The sequence below is a fragment of the uncultured Cyclobacterium sp. genome (assembly GCF_963977555.1).
GTDB lineage: Bacteria > Bacteroidota > Bacteroidia > Cytophagales > Cyclobacteriaceae > Cyclobacterium.
In genome coordinates this window covers 47,931-72,489 of record NZ_CAXBPD010000014.1, presented here as the reverse complement: position 1 = coordinate 72,489, position 24,559 = coordinate 47,931, and the positions used below count along the sequence as shown (strand labels likewise).

The 24,559-nt window shown below is 38.9% G+C and carries 20 protein-coding genes; 13 read left to right on the top strand and 7 right to left on the bottom strand.

Annotated elements, in window-relative coordinates; genetic code table 11:
• Nucleotides 1-167: 167 nt before the first annotated feature.
• The 9 genes from AAC073_RS16925 (at nucleotide 168) to AAC073_RS16885 (ending at nucleotide 14,640) form a co-directional block, all read left to right on the top strand.
• Nucleotides 168-1,724, top strand: a complete 1,557-nt coding sequence (locus AAC073_RS16925) for an arylsulfatase (protein WP_339924982.1) — start codon at nucleotides 168-170, stop codon at nucleotides 1,722-1,724.
• A 51-nt stretch (nucleotides 1,725-1,775) separates the two neighbouring features.
• Nucleotides 1,776-3,128: a nucleoside hydrolase-like domain-containing protein gene (locus tag AAC073_RS16920; protein WP_339924981.1), complete on the top strand. Its 1,353-nt coding sequence runs from the start codon at nucleotides 1,776-1,778 to the stop codon at nucleotides 3,126-3,128.
• Nucleotides 3,129-3,244: 116 nt separating this feature from the next.
• The gene (locus AAC073_RS16915) at nucleotides 3,245-5,227 is read left to right on the top strand and encodes a heparinase II/III family protein (RefSeq protein ID WP_339924980.1); all 1,983 of its coding nucleotides are present in this window, start codon (nucleotides 3,245-3,247) and stop codon (nucleotides 5,225-5,227) included.
• Nucleotides 5,228-5,410: 183 nt separating this feature from the next.
• Nucleotides 5,411-7,291: a sulfatase gene (locus AAC073_RS16910; protein ID WP_339924979.1), complete on the top strand. Its 1,881-nt coding sequence runs from the start codon at nucleotides 5,411-5,413 to the stop codon at nucleotides 7,289-7,291.
• A 73-nt stretch (nucleotides 7,292-7,364) separates the two neighbouring features.
• Entirely contained in the window at nucleotides 7,365-9,140 is a 1,776-nt protein-coding gene (locus tag AAC073_RS16905) for a sodium:solute symporter family protein (RefSeq protein ID WP_339924978.1), read from the top strand.
• A 672-nt stretch (nucleotides 9,141-9,812) separates the two neighbouring features.
• Nucleotides 9,813-12,161: a TonB-dependent receptor gene (locus AAC073_RS16900; RefSeq protein WP_339924977.1), complete on the top strand. Its 2,349-nt coding sequence runs from the start codon at nucleotides 9,813-9,815 to the stop codon at nucleotides 12,159-12,161.
• Between the two features lie 6 nt (nucleotides 12,162-12,167).
• Nucleotides 12,168-13,088: a DUF4249 domain-containing protein gene (locus tag AAC073_RS16895; protein WP_339924976.1), complete on the top strand. Its 921-nt coding sequence runs from the start codon at nucleotides 12,168-12,170 to the stop codon at nucleotides 13,086-13,088.
• 672 nt (nucleotides 13,089-13,760) lie between these two features.
• On the top strand, nucleotides 13,761-13,994 hold the full coding sequence (locus AAC073_RS16890) for a hypothetical protein (protein WP_339924975.1): 234 nt from the start codon (nucleotides 13,761-13,763) through the stop codon (nucleotides 13,992-13,994).
• A 388-nt stretch (nucleotides 13,995-14,382) separates the two neighbouring features.
• Nucleotides 14,383-14,640 carry a hypothetical protein gene (locus AAC073_RS16885; protein ID WP_339924974.1) on the top strand — a complete coding sequence of 86 codons (258 nt, stop codon included), beginning with the start codon at nucleotides 14,383-14,385 and terminating at the stop codon, nucleotides 14,638-14,640.
• A gap of 247 nt (nucleotides 14,641-14,887) precedes the next feature.
• Here AAC073_RS16885 and AAC073_RS16880 read toward each other — a convergent pair whose 3' ends face one another.
• From AAC073_RS16880 to AAC073_RS16870, 3 genes are all read right to left on the bottom strand, one after another.
• On the bottom strand, nucleotides 14,888-15,121 hold the full coding sequence (locus tag AAC073_RS16880) for a hypothetical protein (protein ID WP_339925064.1): 234 nt from the start codon (nucleotides 15,119-15,121) through the stop codon (nucleotides 14,888-14,890).
• Nucleotides 15,111-15,326: a transposase gene (locus AAC073_RS16875; RefSeq protein WP_339924973.1), complete on the bottom strand. Its 216-nt coding sequence runs from the start codon at nucleotides 15,324-15,326 to the stop codon at nucleotides 15,111-15,113. The genes AAC073_RS16880 and AAC073_RS16875 overlap by 11 nt, the downstream gene beginning before the upstream one ends.
• 289 nt (nucleotides 15,327-15,615) lie before the next feature.
• Nucleotides 15,616-16,230 (bottom strand): DUF4230 domain-containing protein, encoded by a 615-nt coding sequence (locus AAC073_RS16870; RefSeq protein ID WP_339924972.1) that lies wholly within the window; start codon nucleotides 16,228-16,230, stop codon nucleotides 15,616-15,618.
• Between the two features lie 200 nt (nucleotides 16,231-16,430).
• Here AAC073_RS16870 and AAC073_RS16865 point away from each other — a divergent pair, with 200 nt between their 5' ends.
• The gene (locus AAC073_RS16865; RefSeq protein WP_339924971.1) at nucleotides 16,431-18,113 is read left to right on the top strand and encodes an AMP-binding protein; all 1,683 of its coding nucleotides are present in this window, start codon (nucleotides 16,431-16,433) and stop codon (nucleotides 18,111-18,113) included.
• On the opposite strand, the gene AAC073_RS16860 is transcribed toward AAC073_RS16865, so the two are convergent.
• Together AAC073_RS16860 and AAC073_RS16855 are read right to left on the bottom strand one after the other, a co-directional pair.
• Nucleotides 18,110-18,685 (bottom strand): sugar O-acetyltransferase, encoded by a 576-nt coding sequence (locus tag AAC073_RS16860; RefSeq protein ID WP_339924970.1) that lies wholly within the window; start codon nucleotides 18,683-18,685, stop codon nucleotides 18,110-18,112. The two genes, AAC073_RS16865 and AAC073_RS16860, sit on opposite strands and share 4 nt — an antisense overlap.
• 3 nt (nucleotides 18,686-18,688) lie before the next feature.
• A complete protein-coding gene (locus tag AAC073_RS16855) occupies nucleotides 18,689-19,228 on the bottom strand; it encodes a DinB family protein (protein WP_339924969.1) in 540 nt (179 codons plus the stop codon).
• A 171-nt stretch (nucleotides 19,229-19,399) separates the two neighbouring features.
• Here AAC073_RS16855 and AAC073_RS16850 point away from each other — a divergent pair, with 171 nt between their 5' ends.
• From AAC073_RS16850 to AAC073_RS16840, 3 genes are all read left to right on the top strand, one after another.
• Nucleotides 19,400-20,767, top strand: coding sequence for an exonuclease domain-containing protein (locus tag AAC073_RS16850; RefSeq protein ID WP_339924968.1), 1,368 nt, complete (start codon nucleotides 19,400-19,402; stop codon nucleotides 20,765-20,767).
• 42 nt (nucleotides 20,768-20,809) lie between these two features.
• Nucleotides 20,810-21,829: an L-glyceraldehyde 3-phosphate reductase gene (mgrA, locus tag AAC073_RS16845; protein ID WP_339924967.1), complete on the top strand. Its 1,020-nt coding sequence runs from the start codon at nucleotides 20,810-20,812 to the stop codon at nucleotides 21,827-21,829.
• A gap of 171 nt (nucleotides 21,830-22,000) precedes the next feature.
• Entirely contained in the window at nucleotides 22,001-22,798 is a 798-nt protein-coding gene (locus AAC073_RS16840; RefSeq protein WP_339924966.1) for a hypothetical protein, read from the top strand.
• A 368-nt stretch (nucleotides 22,799-23,166) separates the two neighbouring features.
• On the opposite strand, the gene AAC073_RS16835 is transcribed toward AAC073_RS16840, so the two are convergent.
• Complete coding sequence (locus AAC073_RS16835; RefSeq protein ID WP_339924965.1) at nucleotides 23,167-23,817, bottom strand: hypothetical protein; 651 nt, start codon at nucleotides 23,815-23,817, stop codon at nucleotides 23,167-23,169.
• Between the two features lie 20 nt (nucleotides 23,818-23,837).
• Nucleotides 23,838-24,536: a Sir2 family NAD-dependent protein deacetylase gene (locus AAC073_RS16830; RefSeq protein ID WP_339924964.1), complete on the bottom strand. Its 699-nt coding sequence runs from the start codon at nucleotides 24,534-24,536 to the stop codon at nucleotides 23,838-23,840.
• Nucleotides 24,537-24,559 lie beyond the last annotated feature (23 nt).

The following is a 24,559-nucleotide window of genomic DNA, read 5'->3' as shown; positions in this document are numbered from 1 at the left end:
ACCCTGTTTAACGATTAAATTATTGTCAAGACTTAATATACTACAAGTAGAGCGGTCGATCAGGCCATTTTCTTTAGCGCACTTATAACTGATTAGGCCAAAGGTTTCCTAATATTTATCTATATTGTTCTTTCAAATTTTAAACTCAAAACATCATCTATAATTCTATGAGGCCAATTCTTACCTTCAATTCATTATGTGTTTTATGCATCAGTCTATTCTTTTTTGCTTGTAAACAAGAAGTTTCTACTACATCAGAAACACCACAGAAACCCAATATCGTCATTATTTATATGGATGATTTGGGATATGGAGACATGAGTGCCTACGAAGCAGGTTTGCTTGAAACCCCAAATATGGACTTGCTTGCCAACGGTGGTGTTAAGTTTACCGCTGGATATGCTTCTTCGGCCACCTGCTCACCTAGTAGGTACGCCTTGTTAACAGGTACCTACCCTTGGAGAAATAAAGATGCTAAAATTTTACCAGGTACAGCACCCTTATTAATTGGAACATCGGAAATGACTATCCCTAAAATGCTGAAAAACCAAGGATATGCAACTGCAGTAGTTGGTAAATGGCATATGGGGTTAGGTGCAGGCTCCGTCAATTGGAATGAAAAAGTAAGCCCAGGTCCTAATGAAGTTGGGTTTGACTATTCTTATATAATGGCAGCTACTCAGGATAGGGTACCTACGGTATACCTTGAAAATGGCTTAGTAGAAGGGTTGGATCCTAATGACCCTATTGAAGTGAGCTATGATAAAAACTTTGAGGGTGAACCTACCGGAAAAGACAATCCTGAAATGTTAAAAATGAAATGGCATCATGGCCATAACAATAGTATTGTCAATGGAATTCCTCGCATAGGCTTTATGAAGGGAGGAGAAAAGGCAAAATGGGTGGACGAAGACATGGCAGATCATTTTCTTGAAAAAGCACAGGCCTACGTCAAAGAGAAAAAAGACCAACCATTCTTCTTGTATTATGCCTTGCAACAACCACACGTGCCAAGAACACCTCATCCAAGATTTGAAGGAAAATCAGGAATGGGACCTCGTGGGGATGTTATTTTGGAAGCGGATTGGTGTGTTGGACAATTTATGGAGACCCTAGAGAAAGAAGGTCTTCTTGAAAATACCCTCATTATTTTCTCGAGTGATAATGGCCCCGTCTTGAATGATGGTTATTATGACGATGCAGAGGAAAAGGTTGGAGACCATACTCCGTCAGGACCATTAAGAGGAGGTAAATACAGTTTGTTCGAAGCTGGCACTAGAGTGCCTTTCGTAAGTTATTGGAAAGGAACTGTGCCATCTGGAACCACAAATGCCATGGTGAGTCAGATTGATATTTTCAACTCTTTGGCAGCACTTGTAGGCAGTGATGAAAGAACTGCAGATGGTGAAGATTTTTCTGAAGTATTCCTGGGTAAAGTAGACAAAGGTAGAGAATCATTGATTTTGGAAGCTACTTCACGTACAGCCTATCGCAAAGGAGATTGGGTATTGATACCTCCATATAAAGGTCCTGCAGCCAATAAAATGGTGAACATAGAACTGGGAAATGATCCTGACTTTCAGTTGTACGATCTGAGTAAAGACATGGGGCAGCAAAATAACCTGGCAAAAGAAAATCCTGAAAAGCTGAAAGAACTGCTAGAAGAATTTATCGCTATCAGAGGAGAGGACTTTGTCAATACAGCCGCTTTAGAGTTGAAGTAAATGCCTAGCTGAAGGAATTATATATGCATTTAATAACCCTACAATACTGATATGTCCAGCTTAATTTTTAAAACCACTGGATTGTTCCTGTTGACTTTGTTACTCTCAAGTATGTCTTTTGGGCAAGAAAAGCCACAGGTCATTGTACTCACAGATATTGGTGGCGATACGGATGATGAACAGAGTTTAGTTAGATTCCTGTACTATTCAGATCAATTTGAAATAAAGGCCATCTGTGCAATCAGCAGACTTGGCCATGGCCAGGATATCAGGCCGGAGTTGATATATGGGCATTTAGAAGCGTATAAAGCGATTTACCCAAATTTATCCCTACATACCAAAGAATACCCAGACCCGGATCAGTTGATGGGGCTAGTTAAAAATGGACAGGGAAATTCTGAGGCAATCGGAGAAGGCTTCGATTCAGAGGCATCTGAAGCCATTGTTCGTATTGTAGATAAGAGTGAGGAAACCATTCATATTTCAGTTTGGGGAGGACTTAGGGAATTGGCCCAGGCCCTGTGGAAAGTGAAAAATAACCGTACGAAAGCCGAACTCGACCATTTCTGTAGCAAAATTCAAGTGCATGCTATTGGGGATCAGGACGGACACAGAGATTATATTCTCGAGAATTTTAAATCCCTGAAATTCATTGCCAATGGCTATGCCTGGTATGGTTTTACAGGTGTTGTACAGCTTTCTACTTTTAGAGGGATGTACATGACTGGAAACCAGCAGATGCAAAGTTCGGATTGGGTAAAAACAAACATTCATGGGAATGGACCATTAAGTGATAGGTACCAATTAAATGGCCATGGAACCAATGGCATGAAAGAAGGGGATTCTCCTTCTTTCATGGGATTGATTGGGAATGGTTTAAATGTGGCAGTACATCCCCAATGGGGTGGCTGGGGTGGGAGGTACCGACCTCTTTCAAAATCATTGTACATTGATGCTCCCGATTTTATGGAAGGTACTTTGAACGAAAGACATGGCGTAGCCAGGTGGAGGACAGCTTTTCAATCTGACTTTATGGCAAGGGCCAAATGGGCCATTTTACCTTTTGACCAGGCCAATCATAATCCTGTTGTGATAGTTAATGGCCATAAGTCAAGCACTCCCTTGTATATAAATGCCCAGCCGGGTAAGGAATTAGCGTTGGATGCGGTGGCAAGTACTGATCCGGATGGTGATGCACTGACTTTTAGTTGGTGGGTTTACAATGAGATTTTCCAACCTGTTAGCCCTATTGATTTCAAAGGTTCTGAAAAAAATTCAGAAGTGAAAATTAAGGTTCCACCCATGGCTCCAGGGATGCAACTGCACCTTATTCTAGAGGTCACCGACAAAGGCTTACCTGCGCTGACCACTTACAAGCGTGTCATTATAACGGCATCAATATAAAATTACTCCATCAAACTTATTGCTTGATGTTAGATGAATGATTCTGGAATAGCCAAGAATGCTCTGTCATTCTATCCTATACTTTAAATAAGTAATAAACAATAAAGCCCAAATCTATGCCTATTCTATTGCCTTCATTTGGCTATAAAATTTCACTCCTCATTATTGGTTTTTGCCTTGTTTTTTCAGCTTATTCTCAGGAAAACAGAAACCTGTTGACCAATTCTTTGAGCAGAAAACAAATAGCAGATAATTTAACCAGTGCAAAACAATGGGTAAATTACCCCTCCTATGAGGACAGAGATGCATGGAATCAACTCCCTGAAGAAGTCCGAAAAGCCATAATTAAAGAGGGAGAGGCTTACTTAAATTACGATTGGCCAATTATCAAGGCCAGCATGTACCTTGAGTTTACCCGTACAGGAGATAGATCTAAAGATGCTACGGTTAACAGCGCCAGGAAAAAGGCCCTTCAAGCCTTAATGATGGCAGAGCTGGTAGAAGGAAAAGGTAGATTTTTGGATGACTTGGTCAATGGTGTATTTGCTTTTTGCGAACAGACTTATTGGGGAGCCTCAGCGCATTTTTATTTGTATGGATTTGATGGAAGCATTGCTAGTCCTACCACCGTTTTACCCGATATTGAAGACCCAATCATAGATTTGATGGTTGGAGATATTGCTAGTGATTTGGCCTGGACCTTGTATTACTTCAAGGATGCTTTTGATGTCATCAGCCCTGTAATAAGTAGAAGGCTTTCCTCAGAATTAAAGAAAAAAGTATTGCAGCCTTTTTACGAACGCAATGACTTTTGGTGGATTACGGGATGGGGCGAAGGAAGAGTGAATAACTGGACCCCATGGTGCAATTTCAATGTGCTAACAGTCTTATTACTGGTAGAAGAAGATCCGATTAAAAAGCAAGATGCAGTTTACAAATCCATGCAATCCGTGGATTTATTTATTAATTCCTATCCAGATGATGGTAGTTGTAGTGAAGGGCCTGCCTATTGGGCGCATGCAGGAGGCAAAATGTTTGACTACCTAGAACTATTGGACAAAGCCTTAAAAGGTGGAATAGCTCCTATATTTTCGCATCCACTTATAGGAAATATGGGGAAATACATCTATCGATCTCATATTAACGATGGCAGTTATTATATCAATTTTGCAGATGCTCCTTTAAAAATCAAGCATGATCCGGGAAGGATATTAAGGTATGGTAAAAAAATCAATGACCCTATTATGGAGAAGTTTGCTGCATTTTTGGCAAACAATAGAAGTGAAAATGAACTGGTAAGCTCAGGAACGATAGGGGGTAGGTTAGGAAATTTGTTTATGCTAGCGTCCTTAGAGGATTTAAATGCACAAGCTCCTCTGATTAAAGATTTCTATTTTCCTGATTGGGATGTAGTTATAGCCCGTGAAGAATCAAACACCAAAGGCTTTTATTTTACAGCAAAAGGTGGTAATAATAACGAACAACATAACCACAATGATGTGGGGTCTTTTATGCTTTATTATGATGGAAAACCTGTTCTTATTGATGTAGGAGTGGGGACTTATACAAGACAAACTTTTAGTCCTGAGCGGTATTCCATTTGGACCATGCAATCCAATTATCACAATTTACCCCTCATTAATGGAGTAGCACAAAAAGCCGGTGAGAATTTTAAAGCTACAGGTTCCAGTTATCGTCTAAAAAATAATGAGGTTCATTTTCAGACAGCTATTTCTGCCGCCTATCCGAAAGAAGCAGCAGTAAAAAGCTGGGAAAGGTCTTTTACATTTAGGAGAGAAAATGGTTTAATCATCAAGGATCATTTTGAGCTGGATAAAAATGATAACACCACAACCTTTCATTTTATGAGTGCATTGCCTGTAGCGTTAAAATCTTCCGGTCTGTTAGAAATTAGGGGAGAGACGTTTTCGGTTTTTACTCGATTTGACCACAGAAAACTTGATGCCACTGTAGAAACCATTACAATGGAAGACCCTAAGTTAATTTCCAACCATGGGGAGGAATTGTATAGAATTGTTTTTAAATGGAAAGAAGACAAGCTCAAGGGAGACATTGAGTTTTCGATCAGCGCTAAATAAGTAGGTGGCAATGGTTGGATTATTTTTTTTCTCATGAATGATTGTGGGTTACAATTACAGGTGGTATAGGCCATGCATGGTTTATCCGGTCATCCTCGAAATAAGGGCAATAACATAATTTTAACCCCTATTTCAGTAATTAAGTGATTTTTTCAATTAGATTGTAGCTTTAAAAATAGATCTATGAAAAATATCATCTATCTCTTCCTGCTTTTGAGTGGTGTTGCTTGCGAGACAAAACATAAGGAGGTCGGGAAACCAAATATTCTGTGGATCTCTCACGAAGATTTGGGGCCAATATATGGTTGTTATGGGGATGAATATGCTTCTACTCCTACCATTGACGAGTTGGCAGCCAAAAGTATTAGATTTACGCAGGTTTTTTCAAATGCGCCAATATGTGCACCAGCACGTTCGACCCTGATCACAGGTATGTACGCTGTTTCCCTAGGTACCCAGCACCTAAGATCTACCATCCCAGTTCCTGAGTCAATGAAAATATTGCCTGAAGTATTGCGGGAGGCAGGTTATTATACAAGTAACAATGTAAAGACAGATTATAACTTCAGCCATGAAGGCAGGTGGAATGAAAGCAGTAAAGAGGCGCATTGGAGGAATAGGCCAGAGGGAAAGCCTTTTTTTAGTGTTTTTAACTTTATGATTACTCATGAAGGACCTACCAATGCTTTGCGGCCCGAGGATACCTCCAACTTAACAACTCACCATGATCCTGCTAAAGCAGTGCTTCCTCCTCACCTGCCGGACAGTCCTAAAATGCGGGAGATATGGGCCCACATGTACGACCTATTGGAAGTATTCGATGGGCAGGTAAAAGATTTATTAAGCCAGCTTGAAGAGGATGGATTACTGGACGAGACCATTGTTTTTCTTTTTGCTGACCATGGACATGGTTTGCCTGGACACAAGCGTTGGCTTGACAACGCCGGTTTACAAGTCCCCTTTATTCTGCATGTTCCAGATAAATACAAACATTTAGTGGAAAACATTTCTGGTCCTGAATCGGATAGGCTAGTCAGCTTCGTTGATTTTGCCCCGACTACGCTTTCTTTGGCAGGAGCCAATGTTCCAGAAATGATGGAGGGTAATGATTTTTTACGAGAGGAAGAAAATAAATATGCATTTGGCTATAGGGACAGGGCAGATGACTGCTATGAAGTAGCAAGGTCCGTTTACGATGGCCGTTATTTGTATATTCGTCATTTTATGCCCCAGCTACCGTATTTCCAAAATGCCTTAATTTTCAATAAAGGAGGGAGTTATACGGAGATGAATAGGCTCAGAGAGGCTGGTCAATTAACGGATGCAGCAAAAAAAATGTATGCCACCAAGCCCGTGGAGATCTTATTTGATTTACAAGAAGATCCTTTAGAACAAAATAACCTTGCCTTTATGCCAGAATATGAAAAGAAAGTAGCAGAATTGGCAGGAAAAATGGATGATTGGATGATTCAAAATAGAGATACCGGTTTGCTTACCGAGGGCATAATGATGCAGCAGGCGAGCCAAGCAGAGGAAAGTGTATATGCTATCAGCAGGGCTTATTCAGAGGAGTCCTTCAAGGAAGTACTAAAAGTTGCTAAAATGGTAGGGAAGATCAAACAACTTTCCGAAGTAATTCCTCACTTAGAGAGTGAAAATGATGCAGTTCGGTTTTGGGCACTTATAGGAATAGATGCATTTGAAGGAGATACAGGTCTATTAACAGCCAAAATACAAGAAATGTTGTCAGATGAGGTGCCAGCAGTAGCTGCAAAAGCAGCCGAAATTTTGATTAAATACGAAGAGAATAAGGCCGCTTATGAAGTGTTAAGTGATTTGCTTTTGCTAGAGGATGAAGTTCAGGTTTTACAGGCGGCCATTAGTGTTCGCCGACTGGGAGCCAAGGCAAAACCACTAATTCCAATAATTTCGTCAGAAATTTTCCCTAAATATTCAGGAGATATTTGGGGGAGGTATAAAAGCTGGAGTTACCCCATGTTTATAGGAATGGCTTTAGACCAGGCACAGATTAATTGTGGAATAGATGTGTCCACACGAAAATAGATAAATTTTAAACCCAAAATCATCCAAGAATTCACTTTATCGAAAAAATCATACCCACTTACAAATATAAATTATGCTTTTACAAGGAATTGATTGGTTAATATTGGTTGCTTTTTTTGCTGTTTCTCTAGGAATAGGCTTGTACAGTTCCCGACAATCATCCAAAAATATAAATGAATTCTTTAAAGCCGGCGGTAACCTGCCATGGTGGATTTTAGGTACCTCTATGGTAGCCACCACCTTTTCCACAGATACGCCAAACCTTATTACAGATATAGTAAGAAAAAATGGCATATCAGGCAACTGGGTATGGTGGAGTTTTTTATTGACTGGAATGTTAACTGTATTTTTCTTTGCTAAACTTTGGAAAAGATCTGGTGTGTTGACCGATATAGAGTTTTATGAATTGCGCTACAGTGGTAAAGCAGCCTCCTTTTTACGGGGCTTTAGGGCAATTTTTCTAGGCTTGTTTTTCAATGTCGTGATTATTTCTGGCGTTTCTCTGGCGGCAATTAAGATCGGAGGGGTATTACTGGGAATAAGCCCAATAGCTACTTTATTGATTTCAGGAATTGTCACTGTTATCTACAGTTCTTTAGGAGGTTTACGTGGTGTGGTGTTTACGGATTTTATCCAGTTTATCCTGTCTCTGGCAGGAGCAATTGCAGCCGCCTGGGTAGCAGTGAACCATCCAGCAGTTGGGGGACTTGAAAATCTTGTCAACCATGAACTCATCGTGGATAAACTTGATTTTATTCCTGATATTGCCAATACGGAGATTTTCCTTACAATATTTCTAATTCCATTGTTTATTCAGTGGTGGTCGGTGTGGTATCCGGGGTCTGAGCCTGGTGGAGGAGGCTTTATCGTCCAAAGGATGCTCGCTGCAAAGGATGAAAAGAACGCCTTGTCATCTGTTATGTTTTTCACCATAGTTCATTATGCCATTAGACCTTGGCCTTGGATATTGGTAGCCTTGTGTAGTATCATTGTTTTCCCAGACATGGCTTCACTTCAAGCCGCATTTCCAAATGCTGATGCATCCATTGTTCAAGATGACATGGCCTATCCCGCTATGCTGTCCTTTATGCCTGTGGGGATTATGGGATTAGTGGTTACATCCCTAGTTGCCGCTTATATGTCTACTTTGTCTACCATGCTAAACCTAGGAGCGTCGTACATGGTCAATGATTTTTACCAGAGGTTCATCAAACCTGACAGCACACAGAAACACCTTGTAGCTGTTGGAAGGATAGCTACCGTTATGATAATGGTATTGGGTGGATATGTGGCTTTGCATTTGGAAAATGCCCTTCAGACATTTAGTATTTTGTTACAAATAGGTGCAGGAACTGGGTTAATTTATATTTTGCGTTGGTATTGGTGGAGAATAAATGCCATGAGCGAGATCGTTGCAATGGCAGCTTCCTTTCTAACAGCCTTGTATTTTGCTTTTGTTCATGACCGTTATTTTGAGTCGTTTGCAACCCATGAGGAACTGATTGTAGGTATAATGGTCACTTCACTTTGTTGGATTTCTACGGCCTATCTTTCCACACCTACAGATAAATCCGTTCTAATATCCTTCGTCAAAAAGACCAAGGCTCCAGGCCCAGGTTGGAAAAGAATACATACCCTAATAGGAAATACTGGCGAAAAAATAGATACCACTGGATATTTTGATTTTCAAGCTGCCATCCTGGCATTTGGTGCTGGGGTAATTGGGGTTTATAGTTTCCTGTTCGGTACAGGGAATGTTTTATTAGGAGATATGGTCAATGGAATCTTACTAATTGTATTAGCCGTTCTTGCATTTTGGACCTTGTTTGCTTTAAGGAAGCGATTCTAAGATTTAAGGTTCAACGTGGTCACCCGGCGGCTGAGCGGAGTAGAAGCCATAGGGGAATGTATCCGAAAACTCCTACTACTTCAGCTCAATTGTTCTTTTACCATTAATGACGTCAGGTATAACCGGTAGCTGTTCAATGGAGGTGTGTTTGGCTGGCTCGTGGGTTGTCATCCACGGCTATTATAGTTCAGACCCTTCCGGTCTGGATTAATTTGTAAAGAGATCGAAAATACTTATTTTATTCATATCATCCAGATTAGACCATCTGCCGGTGGCTGTGCCTGTCGAAGCCATAGGGAATTGTAAACGTTTTTACTTACCCTTTCGGCTCTGCTCAGGCTCTGGTTGCTTTCGACTCCAATTGGCTTCGGTTACTTTTGACTCGGATTAGTATACTGGTCTCTGAACCCTAATCCAAAATTCTGAAAAAAATAATGGTGTAGCAAAAAGCGATGACTCAACGTCTTGGCATACGAAAATCTATGGTTTAGGAATTTTGAAGAATTTGACAATTTAAAAAAAATATCAAAAGCAGTTTATAGCTGTCAATTGATCATTGTAGTTTTTTACGAAAAGAACTGCTAGATTAATAAATTGTTAGGGAGTATTCTAAGCAATGGATTTTAATTAGATTTACCTTTTTATTTATTGTTTTGCTTATTTGGATAGAAAATGAGAATACTTATAATTGGCTTTTTATTATTTTTTCTTGGTGTCCCAGGGTTTTCTCAGAAAATCACTATAAGTGGTACAGTAAAAGAGGAAGGCACAGGAGAAAATCTAATTGGGGCGAATATTTACGATAAAATATCCCAAAAAGGAGCTGTTACCAATCAGTTTGGCTTTTACAGTTATACAACTACAAGCGATAGTTTGGATCTGTATTTCAGCTTTGTAGGATTTCAAACCAAGCATTTAAGTTTTGCTGCAAGTTCAGACACGGTGATCAATGTAACATTGGCTCCTGACGGTACGCTTGCGGAGGTTGTTGTTTCAGCGGCAGATATGGACCAAATTCAGGAGGTCACAAGGATGAGTTCTATAAATGTGCCAATAGAACAAATCAAGGAGTTGCCTGCCTTAATGGGTGAAGTAGATGTTTTTAAGGTATTACAACTTTTACCAGGTGTACAATCTGGTACAGAAGGAGGAAGTGGTTTGTATGTGAGAGGAGGAGGACCGGATCAAAACCTTATTTTATTGGACGGGGTGCCGGTATACAATGCCTCACACCTTTTTGGTTTCTTTTCCGTTTTCAACGCAGACGCCATCAATAATGTAGAACTTATCAAAGGGGGTTTTCCTTCCAGGTACGGTGGACGACTCTCTTCAGTGATTGATATAAGCATGAAGGAAGGCAACATGCAAGAGTTTAAAGGAGAAGGCTCCATAGGATTAATAGCTTCAAAAGTGACGGTGGAGGGGCCTATAAAAAAGGATAAAACTTCTTTTATTTTATCTGCCAGACGGACCTACCTGGATATCTTGGCTCGGCCGATTATCAAAGCAGCTACTGAGGGAGATGAAAATATAGGGTATTATTTTTATGACCTGAATGGCAAAGTCAATCATATCGTCAATGATAAAAACAGGTTGTACCTGAGCGTGTATTCTGGAGATGATAAGGCCTATTCCAAGTTTAAAAACTTTTATGTCAATGATCATGAACGAACAGATTATGATGAGGAATTTGGCTTAAAATGGGGGAATTTTATCTCCGCTCTAAGGTGGAATAATGTGATCAATAGTCGTTTGTTCAGTAACTATACTTTTACCTACAGCCGATACAATTTTGACCTCTTTAGTAATTATGAAGAGAAAATCACTGGTTTAGGGGCTACTGAGACGAACACCTATTCAGACAGGTATTTTTCTGGGATCAGAGATTGGGCTGGAAGAGCAGATTTTGAATTTATTCCTAATCCGGATCATTATTTCCGATTTGGTACCAATGTGATTTTTCATAAATTTTCACCCGGTGTATACGCAAGTAAAAGCAGTGGAGGGGAGAATGATCTCCAATTAGGTGCAGACGAATTAAATTCTACAGAGTATGCAGTATATGCTGAGGACGATATCAATATTACCAATCGCTTGAAAGCCAATTTGGGGCTTCATTACTCAGGTTTTTTAACAGATGGACAAACTTATAATTCTTTGCAGCCAAGGATAGCGGCAAGATACCTGGTCAATGCTACGACTTCATTGAAGGCCTCCTATGTTACCATGGCACAATTTATTCACTTACTTACAAATGCTGGACTTGGTCTGCCCACAGATTTGTGGGTGCCTGCAACTGCCAATATTGGACCTCAAAAAGCGATGCAGTTGGCCATAGGAGGGGTTAAAAACTTCAATGGTTTTGAACTTAGTGCAGAGGCTTATTATAAGACCATGGATGGTTTGATTGAATACAAAGATGGTGCTACTTATTTCAACCTAGATGAAGATTGGCAGGATAAAGTAGCTGTTGGTGAAGGGGTGAGTTATGGTCTAGAACTATTGCTTCAGAAGAAGGTGGGTAAAATATCCGGATGGGTTGGATACACCTTGTCTAAAACTGATAGGAGATTTGAGGAGATAAACTTCGGAGAATGGTTTCCTTATAAATATGACAGAAGACATGATGTGAGTCTTGCACTTACGCATGAATGGACAGACAATAAGGATTTTTCGGTAGTCTGGGTATATGGAACCGGAAATGCAGTTTCACTTCCGACACAACGTTATGAAGGGGAGGATGTGAGCTTTTATGGAGGTTCATGGAGACCAGATATAGAATACTATGAAAGTAGAAATAACTTCCGAAACAGGGACTACCATAGACTAGATTTGAGTTTCAGTTGGTGGAAGACCAAAAAATGGGGAGAACGAAAATGGACGCTTGGTATCTACAATGTCTACAACCGGATGAATCCTTTCTTTATGGATATTGGTTATGACCAGCAGAGCAATAAAAAGGTTAAACAATACAGCCTTTTCCCCATTATTCCTTCGTTTTCTTACGGGTTTAAATTTTAAATGAACATGAATACATTAATTAGCTATCGTAGATATTTCCTGCTTATTTTTATAGTAGGAGGCCTGTTCATCAGTTCTTGTGAAAACACAGTTGACATTGATATCCCTTTTGAAAAACCACAGGTGACATTGAATTCAACCCTCATTCACAATACCTTTCCAAAGGTAAGGCTCACTTTTTCGAGACATATTCTTGACAACAATTGGGAATTTGAACCAATAACAACGGCGGAAGTGAAACTAACTGCTGATGGTCAATCTTTTTACCTTGACTATAATGAGGAAAGTGGGGAGTACATTAGTTTGGATAATATGGTAATGGGAGGAAAAGAATATACAGTTGAAGCCAATGTTGAGGGCTATGCTATTATTAGTGCTTCTGCAAATGTCCCAAATCAGGTTCCGATTAAAGATTTGATTTACAATGGAAAGGCACAAGTAGACGCTTATTCCACGAGTGACGACATTACGTTGGTTTTTGACGACCCTGTTGGTGAGAATCACTATGAAATTTCAGCTTATTATTACCGCCAAGATACCTATATCGATCAATTTGGAAATGAAGTGTATTATTCTGACAATCAGCCAATTTATCTCCAACCTAAAAATCCTACCTATGAGACCGATTTTTTCTCAAATGGTGGTATACTTATAGATGACAAACTTTTTGAAGGAAAAGAAGCCAAGATCGACTTTTTTACCAGTGGGAATTATATGGAATTAGACAATGGAGGAGAGGTTCATTTTGTATTGAAAGTAGTGTCCCCAGGTTATTATTATTTTCGATCTACCTCTGCTTTACAGGATTGGAATGAAGGAGATCCTTTTGCTCAACCAGTTCAAGTATTTTCAAACATCGATAATGGTATTGGGATTTTTATGACGGGAAATGTCTCTTCAAAAAAGGTGATTACTGGGCCTGATTAAAACCAGATTGTTCAATAGGATTCGTTATTCTGCATGAATTTAGTGAGCAATGACAACGATTTGGCTCAATTTACCTGCCTAATGATACTGACAAATTGATTTTAATAGACTTTTAAGAATGTTTTAAACCTAGTTTTTGATATCGAAACCTACGGTAAATCTCCCATTAAATAATTCCTAAAAATTCAAATTGTTTAAGTCCGTGGGAGAGCCCCTCTAGGTGCAGTCTATTCATGGTGTTGACTGGGTGTAGTACCTACACCTAGTCAAACGCACATTACACCCAGATGGTGTATTGGATATTAGATTCAGGGAAAAAATTATGGTTAACTTGCTTCAAATGGTTAATTTTTGGTAGAAACACTAATATAAAAAACTGGAAACCTACAAAGTGCCTCTCACCTTTGATTTTGTAATATATTTGGACAAAATTATTTCGGGTAAATTCAATCCCGATGACTGCAGCTTTAATTTAAATACGTCAATCTGAATCAAGGTTAGCTTAATTTTGACCAGATACTTTGCTTTCCCTTCATTTGTTCATAGTATCTTGCCTTTTACTTTCTTGAACATTGGGAAAAATGCACACGGTAATTTTTGATGTTTTATACGGAATGTTTATATTTTTTAAGCTAATTTCGATATTTAAAAAAATCTATTTATGTTTATTACATGAATAAATGTTATTTAATATTGTTTGCATGGCTGGTTGTTAGTTGTAAATTAGAAAGCGATTCCTCGGTAGAGATCGCCCCTGACCAGTTGGAAATCGTTAGTGCTTCCATAGAGCACAGGGCTCTATTCGAAGAGTGGATAGGTGATAGCAGTAATCCAAACGCGAGAACTAAGCGAGGCCAATACAATTCTGGTGATCTCGTAGAGATTCGTATTGATGGCGCCATCTGATTAGCGGTACCAAGATTGGAGGATCCGAGTACTTCACTCTCCTTTGTTTTGGATTCTGAAAATAGGATAGAAGACGCTATAATTAGCAATTCGGTTATCAACCGCGATCAATCCGTTACCAGTAGGATTATCTCGCTGGACAACCAATTGAAGGGAACTGTCGTTCATAATTACGACGGGTCGCTGAGGGACGTTATCTCAGCAAATGGATTCGGCGATTGGTTTCGGGAAACCGACTACTGTGTGGGTGAGGTAGCTGCTCCGTTCGATTCGGCAATTGCAAACGTAGCGATGGATCTGACCTTTGCAGCGGCCACAGGCGGTTTTTGGATCCCAGCAGTTCTCTTAACCTGTTCCGCTTTCGGGCTAGCTAGAATGTAAGACTACTATGAAAAACCTACTTGTATATCATTTGGTGGCTAATGGTTCCACAGTTATTTATTTGTATCCTTGGCTGGAAGGCTGGATTTCCACCCCAGTCTTTGCACTTTTTGCCTTTGTGCATACTTTCATTCTCCACCCCATAGTAGATTACTACAGGTTAGTAGAACTGGGTAAAATTGGAAAAGGTGACTTTGGAAAGATGTGGAAGTGGGGTACCTTGTACAGGCTCAAATATTACTCAAGTCTTACGTTCGGAGTTTGAAATTGTAAGTTTGAATTATGTAGTTTCGAACGGTCCGGATGTTCAAAATTATAATGTAATTATGACAGGGAAGATTTCGTCTAAAAAAATGGAGGAGCAGCCCAATTGAAATAGCATATCGCTTCATTCTGGAATTCACTTAGAATTACCCCCTCTAGGCGTAGTATATTCATGGTGGTGACTGGGTGTGAGTTTGCAACTACACCCTACTATCCTTTCCAATATACTATTGGAATATACGTCAAACTCACCAATAATCCACTTCAATTAAGCCTTTCAATCCTGAATAATTTCTAGCACTTGAATAAAGAAGATCTTCAGGCTTCACAACAATGCCAGCCCTCACTGGGTTTTCATGAATATAGGTCATCCTACTATCGATCATTTCCGGTTGGAACAATTCAATTGCATGATTATCATGCAACCAAAATTGCATTTCACCTACCCGCTTATTGAATTTGGCCTGATATTCAAAGATCAACTTTTAACCACTCACATCTACTTTCATGCGGGTTTTCAAGAATTATTTTCAGCAATTTCTTACTCGTAAATTTCTTGAAATCTCTCACCCAATCAGATAACTTCCCGTCTTTTTGCTGGACAACTAAATGGATATGATTGCTCATGATCACATAGCAATACATATACAAGCCTTTTTCTTGTCGGCAAAACGTAAAGTTTTCCAAAATAAAATCTCGGTAGATTTTTCTGGTGAATACGTCTGCTCAGGCTACTACTTGGAAGGTTAAGAAATAAGGCATTTCTTGATCACGAATTTGATAAGCTTCTCCCATAAAATAAAAATAACAAGTATCGCTCGAATTGCAAATTCTTATAATAGAAATGTGTAGTTACAAACTCAACTAGGCAAACGCACATAACACCCAGATGGGGATATTTTTTTCAACAATACTGACAAAATATTGATCTAAGTTATCAACTTAATATTACTATCCAATGTCTTCGATCCTTGGATTAAAATTTTAAATTATTCAAATCAGTAGGGGAGGCGATTGTCGTCTCTTGATATTGTAAACTCCAACCCAGAGTATTCGTCAAAATATAAATTTTGGAGAGCTCATTGATCAACCTTTCTTTTGCGTCTCCTTTGAGGTCGGACTGGTCTATCTTTGTCTGAATCAATTTATCTACACTGCCTTTAATTTTGTTATAGTCAGCAGCATCAAACTTGTTGAAATAATCCTGACTGACATCGTAATATTGGAGATCAGGATAAATGCTGATTTCTGGTTCAGGAAGGAATAGAATACGCACTTGCTTGGCTTCCTGGTCGATTTCCGTTTTAATTTGTCTCAAGTCGTAAGCGATCGTTACTTTTGCATTCACTATCACCAATGCTTTTTTGTTAGCAGAGAAAATATCGAAATAGTTCTTTTTGGTATTTTTATAACTCAGCACCTGAGAAAACTGACCTTCAGTTACGATCAATTTCCCTACTTGCTTTATTTGTTGCTCTAATAATGCTGAATTGAGTTGTATTTCTTCTTTCTGGTCACTTTTGCCCATAAAATACTGAATTGACCAAATAACAGCTATAGCGGTGATGATTCCTGCCAAAAACCTAAACATAATTTTGCATAATGACCTAGATGACTTTTTTAATCTAACAAAAGAAAGGAGAAATAGATTGCCTTCCTATAAAATATTAGTTGAAAGCAGGTGTACGTAGAATATTTGGGGAAATTTTAAAAGGAAAAACCTTTTAATAAAAGAAATACATTGAATATATTAGTACGAAAGCCCAAATCAATACACTCAAATTAACAATTATGATGGATTTTCCATGGTTCAAATTTTATCCGGAAGCCGTTCCTAAGCAAATAGACCCGGAGCAATACAATAGTGCTGTAGATCTTTTCGAAGAAAGTATAAAAAAATATGGCGATGCAATCGCCTATGAATGCATGGATAAGACCATTTCTTTCAATGAATTGGATAAGTTATCTGCCAACTTTGCTTCTTTTTTACAAAATGAGTTTAAATTAAAAAAAGGAGATAGAATAGGGATTCAAATGCCTAATCTTCTTCAGTACCCTATAGTCATGTTTGGTGCGCTCAGGGCAGGTTTGATTGTGGTCAATACCAATCCTTTGTATACTTCCTCTGAAATGGAACATCAATTTTCTGATGCTGAAGTGAAAGCCATTGTTATCGTCGCAAATTTTGCTCATAACCTCGAAAAAATCAAAGAAAAAATTGGAGTCAAAAAAATTGTGATTACCGAAATTGGGGATTCACTTGGAGGATTCAAGGGGACTGTAGTCAATTTGGTAGTCAAGTACATTAAAAAAATGGTTCCTGCTTACAATATTCCTGAAGCATGGAGCTTTAAAAAAGCCATGGCGGCAGGCGAGAGCAAAAGCTATGAAAGACAGCAATTAAAAGGGGAGGACCTTGCCTTTTTGCAATATACTGGAGGTACTACTGGTGTGTCTAAAGGCGCCATGTTGAGCCATGCCAATATAGTGGCAAATATGCAGCAGATTTCTGCATGGATGAAACCAAAATTAATAGAAAGGGAAGAAACAGTAATTACTGCCCTTCCCTTGTATCATATTTTCGCTTTGACGGTCAATTGTCTTGCGATGATGAAAATAGGAGCCCATAATGTTTTAATTACCAATCCCAGGGACATGCCGGCATTTTGTAAAACCCTTAAGAAGCACCCCTTTAGTGTCTTTACAGGAGTCAATACGCTATTCAATGGCTTGCTAAATCAAGAAGCGTTTAGATCCCTCGATTTTAGCTCATTGAAAATATCCGTTGCAGGAGGAATGGCGCTACAATCATTCGTAGCCAAGAGGTGGAAAGAAGTAACCGGTGTTCCTATCTCAGAAGGATACGGTCTTACCGAAACTTCTCCTGTAGTTACTTGTAACCCCATAGACGGTACCGAAAGAATTGGCACCATTGGTATTCCTTTGCCAAATACAGAAGTAAAAATAGTAGACGACGCTGGAAATGACTTGGCATTAGGTGAAAGAGGTGAGTTGTGTGTAAAAGGACCTCAAGTAATGCCGGGGTATTGGGAAAGACCTGACGAAACTGCTGATAGTTTTATTGGCAAATGGTTTAAAACGGGAGACATTGCTGTCATGGATGCCGATGGATTTTTCAAAATTGTTGACCGGAAAAAAGAAATGATTTTGGTTTCTGGTTTTAATGTTTATCCTAATGAAGTAGAGGATGCATTGTCTGCTCACGACATGGTCAATGAAGTAGGCGTCATAGGCATTCCTGACGAAAGATCAACCGAACGTGTGATTGCTTACGTTGTTCTCAATGATAAGTCACTCACGGCTGAGGATTTGATTGCTTTCTCCAGAGGAACATTGACAAGCTATAAAGTACCCAAGGAAATTTATTTTGTAGAGGAGCTTCCAAAGTCTAACGTAGGAAAAATCCTTAGAAGGGTAATAAAAGAAAATCACGTAAAGAAGATGGCGAATTAAGCCATCTTCTCCCCTTGATCGATGTTTTTAATAATTTTGGCGGGATTTCCACCTACTATTACGTCTGCTGGTACGTCACGCGTGACCACTGCACCAGCAGCCACGATACTTCTGTCTCCGATGGTGACGCCGGGGCAAATAATTGCTCCTCCTCCCACCCAAACATCGTCACCTATAGTAACAGGCTTGCCGAACTCAAGTAAGCTACTTCTGGTTTTAGCGTCGAGTGGATGCGTGGCGGAATAAATATGAACTCCAGGACCAAACATACTTCGGTTACCGATCCTTATTGGTGTGATGTCTAAAAGAACACAATTGAAATTAAAAAATACCTGATCCCCGACATTGATATTATAGCCGTAATCACAGAAAAAAGGAGGTTCTAAGCCAAAATCCTTTCCTACACTATTGAAAAGTTTTTTGACAATTTTATAAGTATGTGCGCTGTCCCCTGGGAGATTATAGTTAAGCTCCTTGAGTAATTGTCTTGCTTGAAACCTGTCTTTGCTAAGTGTTTCATCTGATGCAAGATACAGTTCTCCATTGAGCATTTTTTCTTTTTCAGATTTCATGGTTTATTTCAGATTTACTTGTTTCTTGATTTGGGAAAGATGTCTTTTTTCATGACTCAAAATTATTTTTATGGCCGTGTCTAAAGGGTATACAATCCATTTATTGGCGGGTGAATAAATCATAATTTTCTGATCTAGAAAAGGCTCTAGCTTTAAAATATAATTAGACAATTGGTCTTGTTTGTCGAAAAAATGCCCCTTTAAGTCATTGTTATGTATTTTTTCTAATGGTTCCCAAGAACTAAAAGTTTTAGCCTTGGTGTTTTTATTCATAGCGGATAGGATTTGTTCTCCAATTTTCTTGCCATAAAAAGGCACTTTACCCAAAAGAGGTTGCTTAAAATTCTGGTCAATTATTTGCTTAAAAATGGGAAAGTAGGAAGCATTAACTTTGATTAAATGGTCAATAATTTCCATTGGACTCCATTTTCCTGGCCCAGGTTTTAAGTTTAAAGTAGTAAGGTCATATTCTTCTAGTAGCTTTTCAAATTCCCAAGTGATTTTGGTCAATTCCATTTGCCAGGCATCTGCTTTTTCTTTCATTATTTCCGTATTTTATTAAGTAGTTGAATTAAAAGATGCCCTAAAGGAAATTGTTTGGTTAGTTCTTCAGTTTAATAGCTAATATTACACATTTGGCTACTTTTATTCAAGTAGAAATTAAAGGAATCAATTTTGTTTCTGCTGAGTATTGTTTTTATTTATAACCTATTTATGTATGCAATTGTAGATATTGAAACTACGGGAGGATTTAATGCTAGCAATAGCATCATTGAAATCGCTGTAGTTTTCCATGATGGAGAGAAAATTACTGGTCAATATGAAAAACTATTGGATCCAGGAATCCCAATACCCGGCTTTATAACAGGGCTGACAGGGATAGATTCCCAGATGCTCGAGGGGGCACCAACGTTTGGCCAAATAGCAGAGGAGCTTTATAGTTTATTGGAGGATAAAGTGTTTGTTGCCCATAATGTAGGTTTTGATTATAGTTTTGTCAAACAGGCATTTGAAAAAGAAGGGATGGAGTACAAACCCAAACGGCTGTGTACAGTTCGACTGAGTAGAAAGGTTTTTCCAGGCCTTCGAAGTTATAGCTTGGGACGATTGTGTGAATCCAGGGGAATAGTAGTAAATAACCGTCACCGTGCCATGGGGGATGCTTTTGCTACCACGATATTGTTTAAGCAACTCCTAGAGGCAGACCAGGAGGGGATTATTGATCAGGCTATAAAAGGCAAAAACAAAGCTTTAACATTGCCGCCGAATATTAGCAAGGAACAGTTTAATGAAATCCCTCAGGCTACTGGGGTTTATTATTTTCATGATACCAACGGGAAAGTTATATATGTAGGCAAAGCGATCAATATTCAAAGCCGTTTCAATGGTCACTTTACGGGAAAAGCTAAATTGAACCTTAAAAGTGAGATCTGTGATGTAAGCTATGAGGTTACAGGTAGCGAGTTGTTGGCATTGTTGCTGGAGGCAATGGAGATCAAAAGATTGTGGCCAAAGTACAACAGGTCCCTTAAAGTAAAGGCAATGTCATGGGGCATTTTCTCTTATTCAGACAGGGAGGACTTTACCCGGTTTCAAATCAATAAAATTACTCCAGGTTTTCAACCATTAGCTACTTTTACAAGCCATGCTACAGCCTGGAAGTTCTTAGTAGATAAGAACAAGGAATTTAACCTCTGCCCCAAACTTAATGGGATCCAAAAAAAGAATGGGGCCTGTTATGATTTTCAAGTAGGGGAGTGCAAAGGTGCTTGCTGTGGAAAAGAAACTTCCGAGGATTACAATGAAAGGGCGCTTGAGGTCTTTGCTGCTGTGAAGATGGAAGGGGAGAGGTTCTTAATAAAAGACAAGGGAAGAAACCCGGAGGAAGAAGTGGCCCTATTCTTTGAAGATGGATTCCTCTCTGCCTATGGGTTTATAGATCTAAGCAATTCTTACACTTCATCTGAAGAAGTGGTGTCGGCGCTTAAACCTGTTAAAAGAGTGATTGAGACCCGCTATCTATTAAAGGCTTTTTGGGATAAAATACCAGAAAATAACATCATATATTTATCAAATAGTTGAAATCTCCAACAGTTATATTTTCCATAAAACAATAATTATAGTATGACAATTAACGATAAAGAACCTTTAGAAACCTATGCACCAAGCCCTTCAAGGTATGAAGGTATGAAGTATCGAAGGTGTGGTAAAAGCGGTCTTGATTTACCAGCCATTTCCTTGGGCCTATGGCACAATTTCGGTCATAGTGATGACTTTAAAATAGGCAGGCAAATATTGAGAACAGCATTTGATTTGGGTATTACCCATTTTGACCTGGCAAACAACTATGGCCCTCCTTATGGTGCTGCCGAAGAGAATTTCGGAAGAATTCTCAAAAAGGATTTTTCAGCGTACAGGGATGAGCTATTGATTTCCTCCAAAGCAGGCTGGGACATGTGGCCAGGCCCATATGGGAACTTTGGCTCTAAGAAATACTTGGTGTCTAGCTTGGATCAGAGTTTGAAAAGGATGGGGCTGGATTATGTAGATATTTTCTATCACCATCGCCCAGACCCGGATACGCCACTAGAAGAGACCATGGGAGCATTGGATTTGATTGTTCGTCAAGGAAAGGCCCTCTATGTAGGTATTTCTCAATACAATGCTGCGGACACCGCTAAGGCTTCTAAAATACTAAAAGAACTGGGTACTCCTTGTTTGATTCATCAGCCAAGATACAATATGATGGATAGATGGGTTGAAAAAGAATTACTAGCTGAATTGGGAGCATCGGGTATAGGAGCAATTGCCTTTTCCCCATTGGAACAAGGTGTATTAACCAATAAGTACCTAAACGGATTTCCTGAAGATTCCCGGGCGATAAAAGATGGTAGGTACCTTAAATCTAGTAATATCACACCTGAAGTGTTGGCTCAAGTAAAAAAGTTAAATACACTAGCAGAAGAGAGAGGACAAAGCCTTGCGCAAATGGCCATTGCCTGGCTTTTAAAAAGCCCTGTAATCACCTCAGTTTTAGTAGGTGTAAGTAAGGCGTCTCAACTCCAGGACAATGTAAATAGTTTGAACAATTTAAGTTTTTCGAAGGAGGAATTATCAAAGATAGAAGCCATTTTAAAGGAATAAAAGTGCTTTATCTAACCCTATGCTAACAAAATAGGCCCTAACGGTTGTTTTCCCGACTTAGGGCCTTTTTATTTTCCAATAATTATATTTTTAAAGGCAAAAATTATTTATAATCGGTTTAATTTCTATTTTAAATTTGTATATTGGCTTAGAACCCAAAAACAAGAAGATATGAAAAAGCAGCTAATTATTTGGTTAATATCCGTAATGGCAGTAGTCAATGTTTATGGACAGGATGAACGATTTTTAGTCTTGGAATTTATCAAAGTCGAGCCTAATAAAGTATTGGATTATTTAGAATATAAAGAATTTCTAGCCGAGGTTTACCAACAAGAAAAAAACGATGGTCATATTAAAGGTTGGGATTTCTGGTCACTTCAATCAGGATCTGAATTGGAGGGTGAAAATTTTCAATATGTAACAGTCACCTATTATGAAGACCCAATATCCATGATGAATGGGAACAACATGAATCATTTGATCAATAGTGCTGTGCAAGCTTTTCCCGAAATGAGTGCTGAACAAGCAAAAGATAAAATCGCATCCTCTCTGGAAATGCGTGATTTAGCTGTTAGAAGCTATATGTTAGAGGTCGCGAAAACAGAGGATGATTTTCAATACAAACCTGGAATATTGGCTACCTTCGACCTAATGAAGGCGGTGGAAGGTAAATTCCAAGAATACGAAACTGCAGAAGAGGAAATTTTCCTGCCATTCCATCAGAAAAAAATTAACAATGACTTAATGGAGGATTGGAGATTCTTAAGGACTGCACTTCCAACAGGAAGTGAAGCAAAATCTACTCATTTAACCATGAATATTTATAGAGATTACATTCAGTTCTTCAATTCAATGGAGTACGAAGACATGGAAATGACGGATAAAGAGCAAGAAGCCATGCTTGAAGGTTTGAAATCCAGAGAACAAAAGTGGGTTTATTTAGCAACCTTGCAATCCATTGTAAGATAATCATAACCTGAATTATCCAATTGGATTAGTGAAGCCTGTCCTAACTTTGCTCCGGGAGGGTTTAAATCGCTAGAAAATCAAGCTGTTTGAAGATTTTAGCATTGCTATGGTGATATTGAAAACAGGAATGAAGGGGCTAATTTTGCCTGCCGTGGCGGATCAGCGCCTTATAGAAGGTAGATTACTTATTTGGGGTTTAAAGTGGATAGGGCCAATTTGTAACAATGATTAAACAGAAATATCCAGTATAGGGTGGTTTCTGTTTAATCATCTTTTTTTGTTTTATTTCTTCCTTAAAATAGATCGGGTTATTAAGTTTACCTTGTGCCTGTCATAATGGTAAACTCAAACTATTTTTTAATTCAGCTTTATGGGTTGAAGACTGCATTTTTCCAACCGAAATGATTACATATTTTAACCATCAAAAAATTAACGCCAGTGTGAAAGACCACGAGTAGGAAAATTGCTAACAATGGTACACCTAATATTTGTAAAGGCCAATGATAAGTCCAAACGCCTAAATTGATGGTAATGATTTCTCCATAAGTAGGGAAGATCATTGCTACCACAATCGAAAGTAGAATTTTAGTGGAAGTTTTACTGATGTTAAACGATGAAAACAAGTCTTTTTCTAGCTGGTAGATATAAGTAAATGCCAAGGCCCAGGCAAATGGTAGCCAATAGGGGAAAGACCTATCGAAAGACAGGTCATGGTATTCCCAATAACCAAAATAAATCCCCCATAATTCACAGCAAACCCCCAAAACGCCTCCTAACAAGGTACCCGTTAAGAAGACCATTTTGTCTTCAGCATTTCGCTTCCATCTTTTTACCAGCGAATAAATAAGGTAGCAAGCAAGTAATAAACCTATCCAAAAATCATATGCATGAAAAAAGCCAATGAGGAAACCTGCAAGGGTAAGTTTAACAATGTTTTTGGCTAATATGCTGCAGGTTTCGGTTGCTGTCGTTTTACTGTATCCCGTATCCAAGTACTCAGTTTTAAAAGTGAATAGCAAAACTATAAAATATATGTTTATTAGTGCTTAAAATTCCAATTTTTCAAAAGGTTTTCCAATTTGTTTACTCCAATGCTGGCTTTTTCTTTGATTGGAAAAATATTTTCCTGAGTATTTAATACAGGGATTTTAGGGTCAATTATAAATTTTGGAATGTCTTTGGCCGCAAAGTCTATCAGCCCAGCAGCAGGATAGACCAGCATGGAAGTACCTATCACTGCCAAAGCATCGGCACTTTCCACTTCTACTATGGCTTGACTCATTTTGGGGACGGGTTCACCAAACCAAACAATATAAGGCCTCAATTGACTTCCTTTCTCGCATTTATCGCCTAGGCTTAACTCCCAACCATCCATTGGATAAATCAAAGAGGGATCAATAGTGCTCTGTGCTTTAAACAATTCACCATGTAGGTGCAGGACGGATGAAGAGCCTGCTACCTCATGCAAGTTGTCGACATTTTGGGTAATAATGGTTATTTTGTAAGAATTCTCTAGGGCTGCAAGTTTAAGGTGGGCCGCATTGGGCTTAGCTGTGAGGCAGGCTTTTCTTCTTAAATTATAAAAATTCAGGACTTTCTCCTTGTCACTTTCCCATCCCCGAGGAGAGGCAACTTCCATAACATCATGGCCTTCCCAAAGACCATTATCATCACGGAAGGTTTTTAAACCACTTTCCGCTGAAATACCAGCACCGGTTAGAATTACGAGATGCTTCATTTAATATTTAGGTTGATATACTT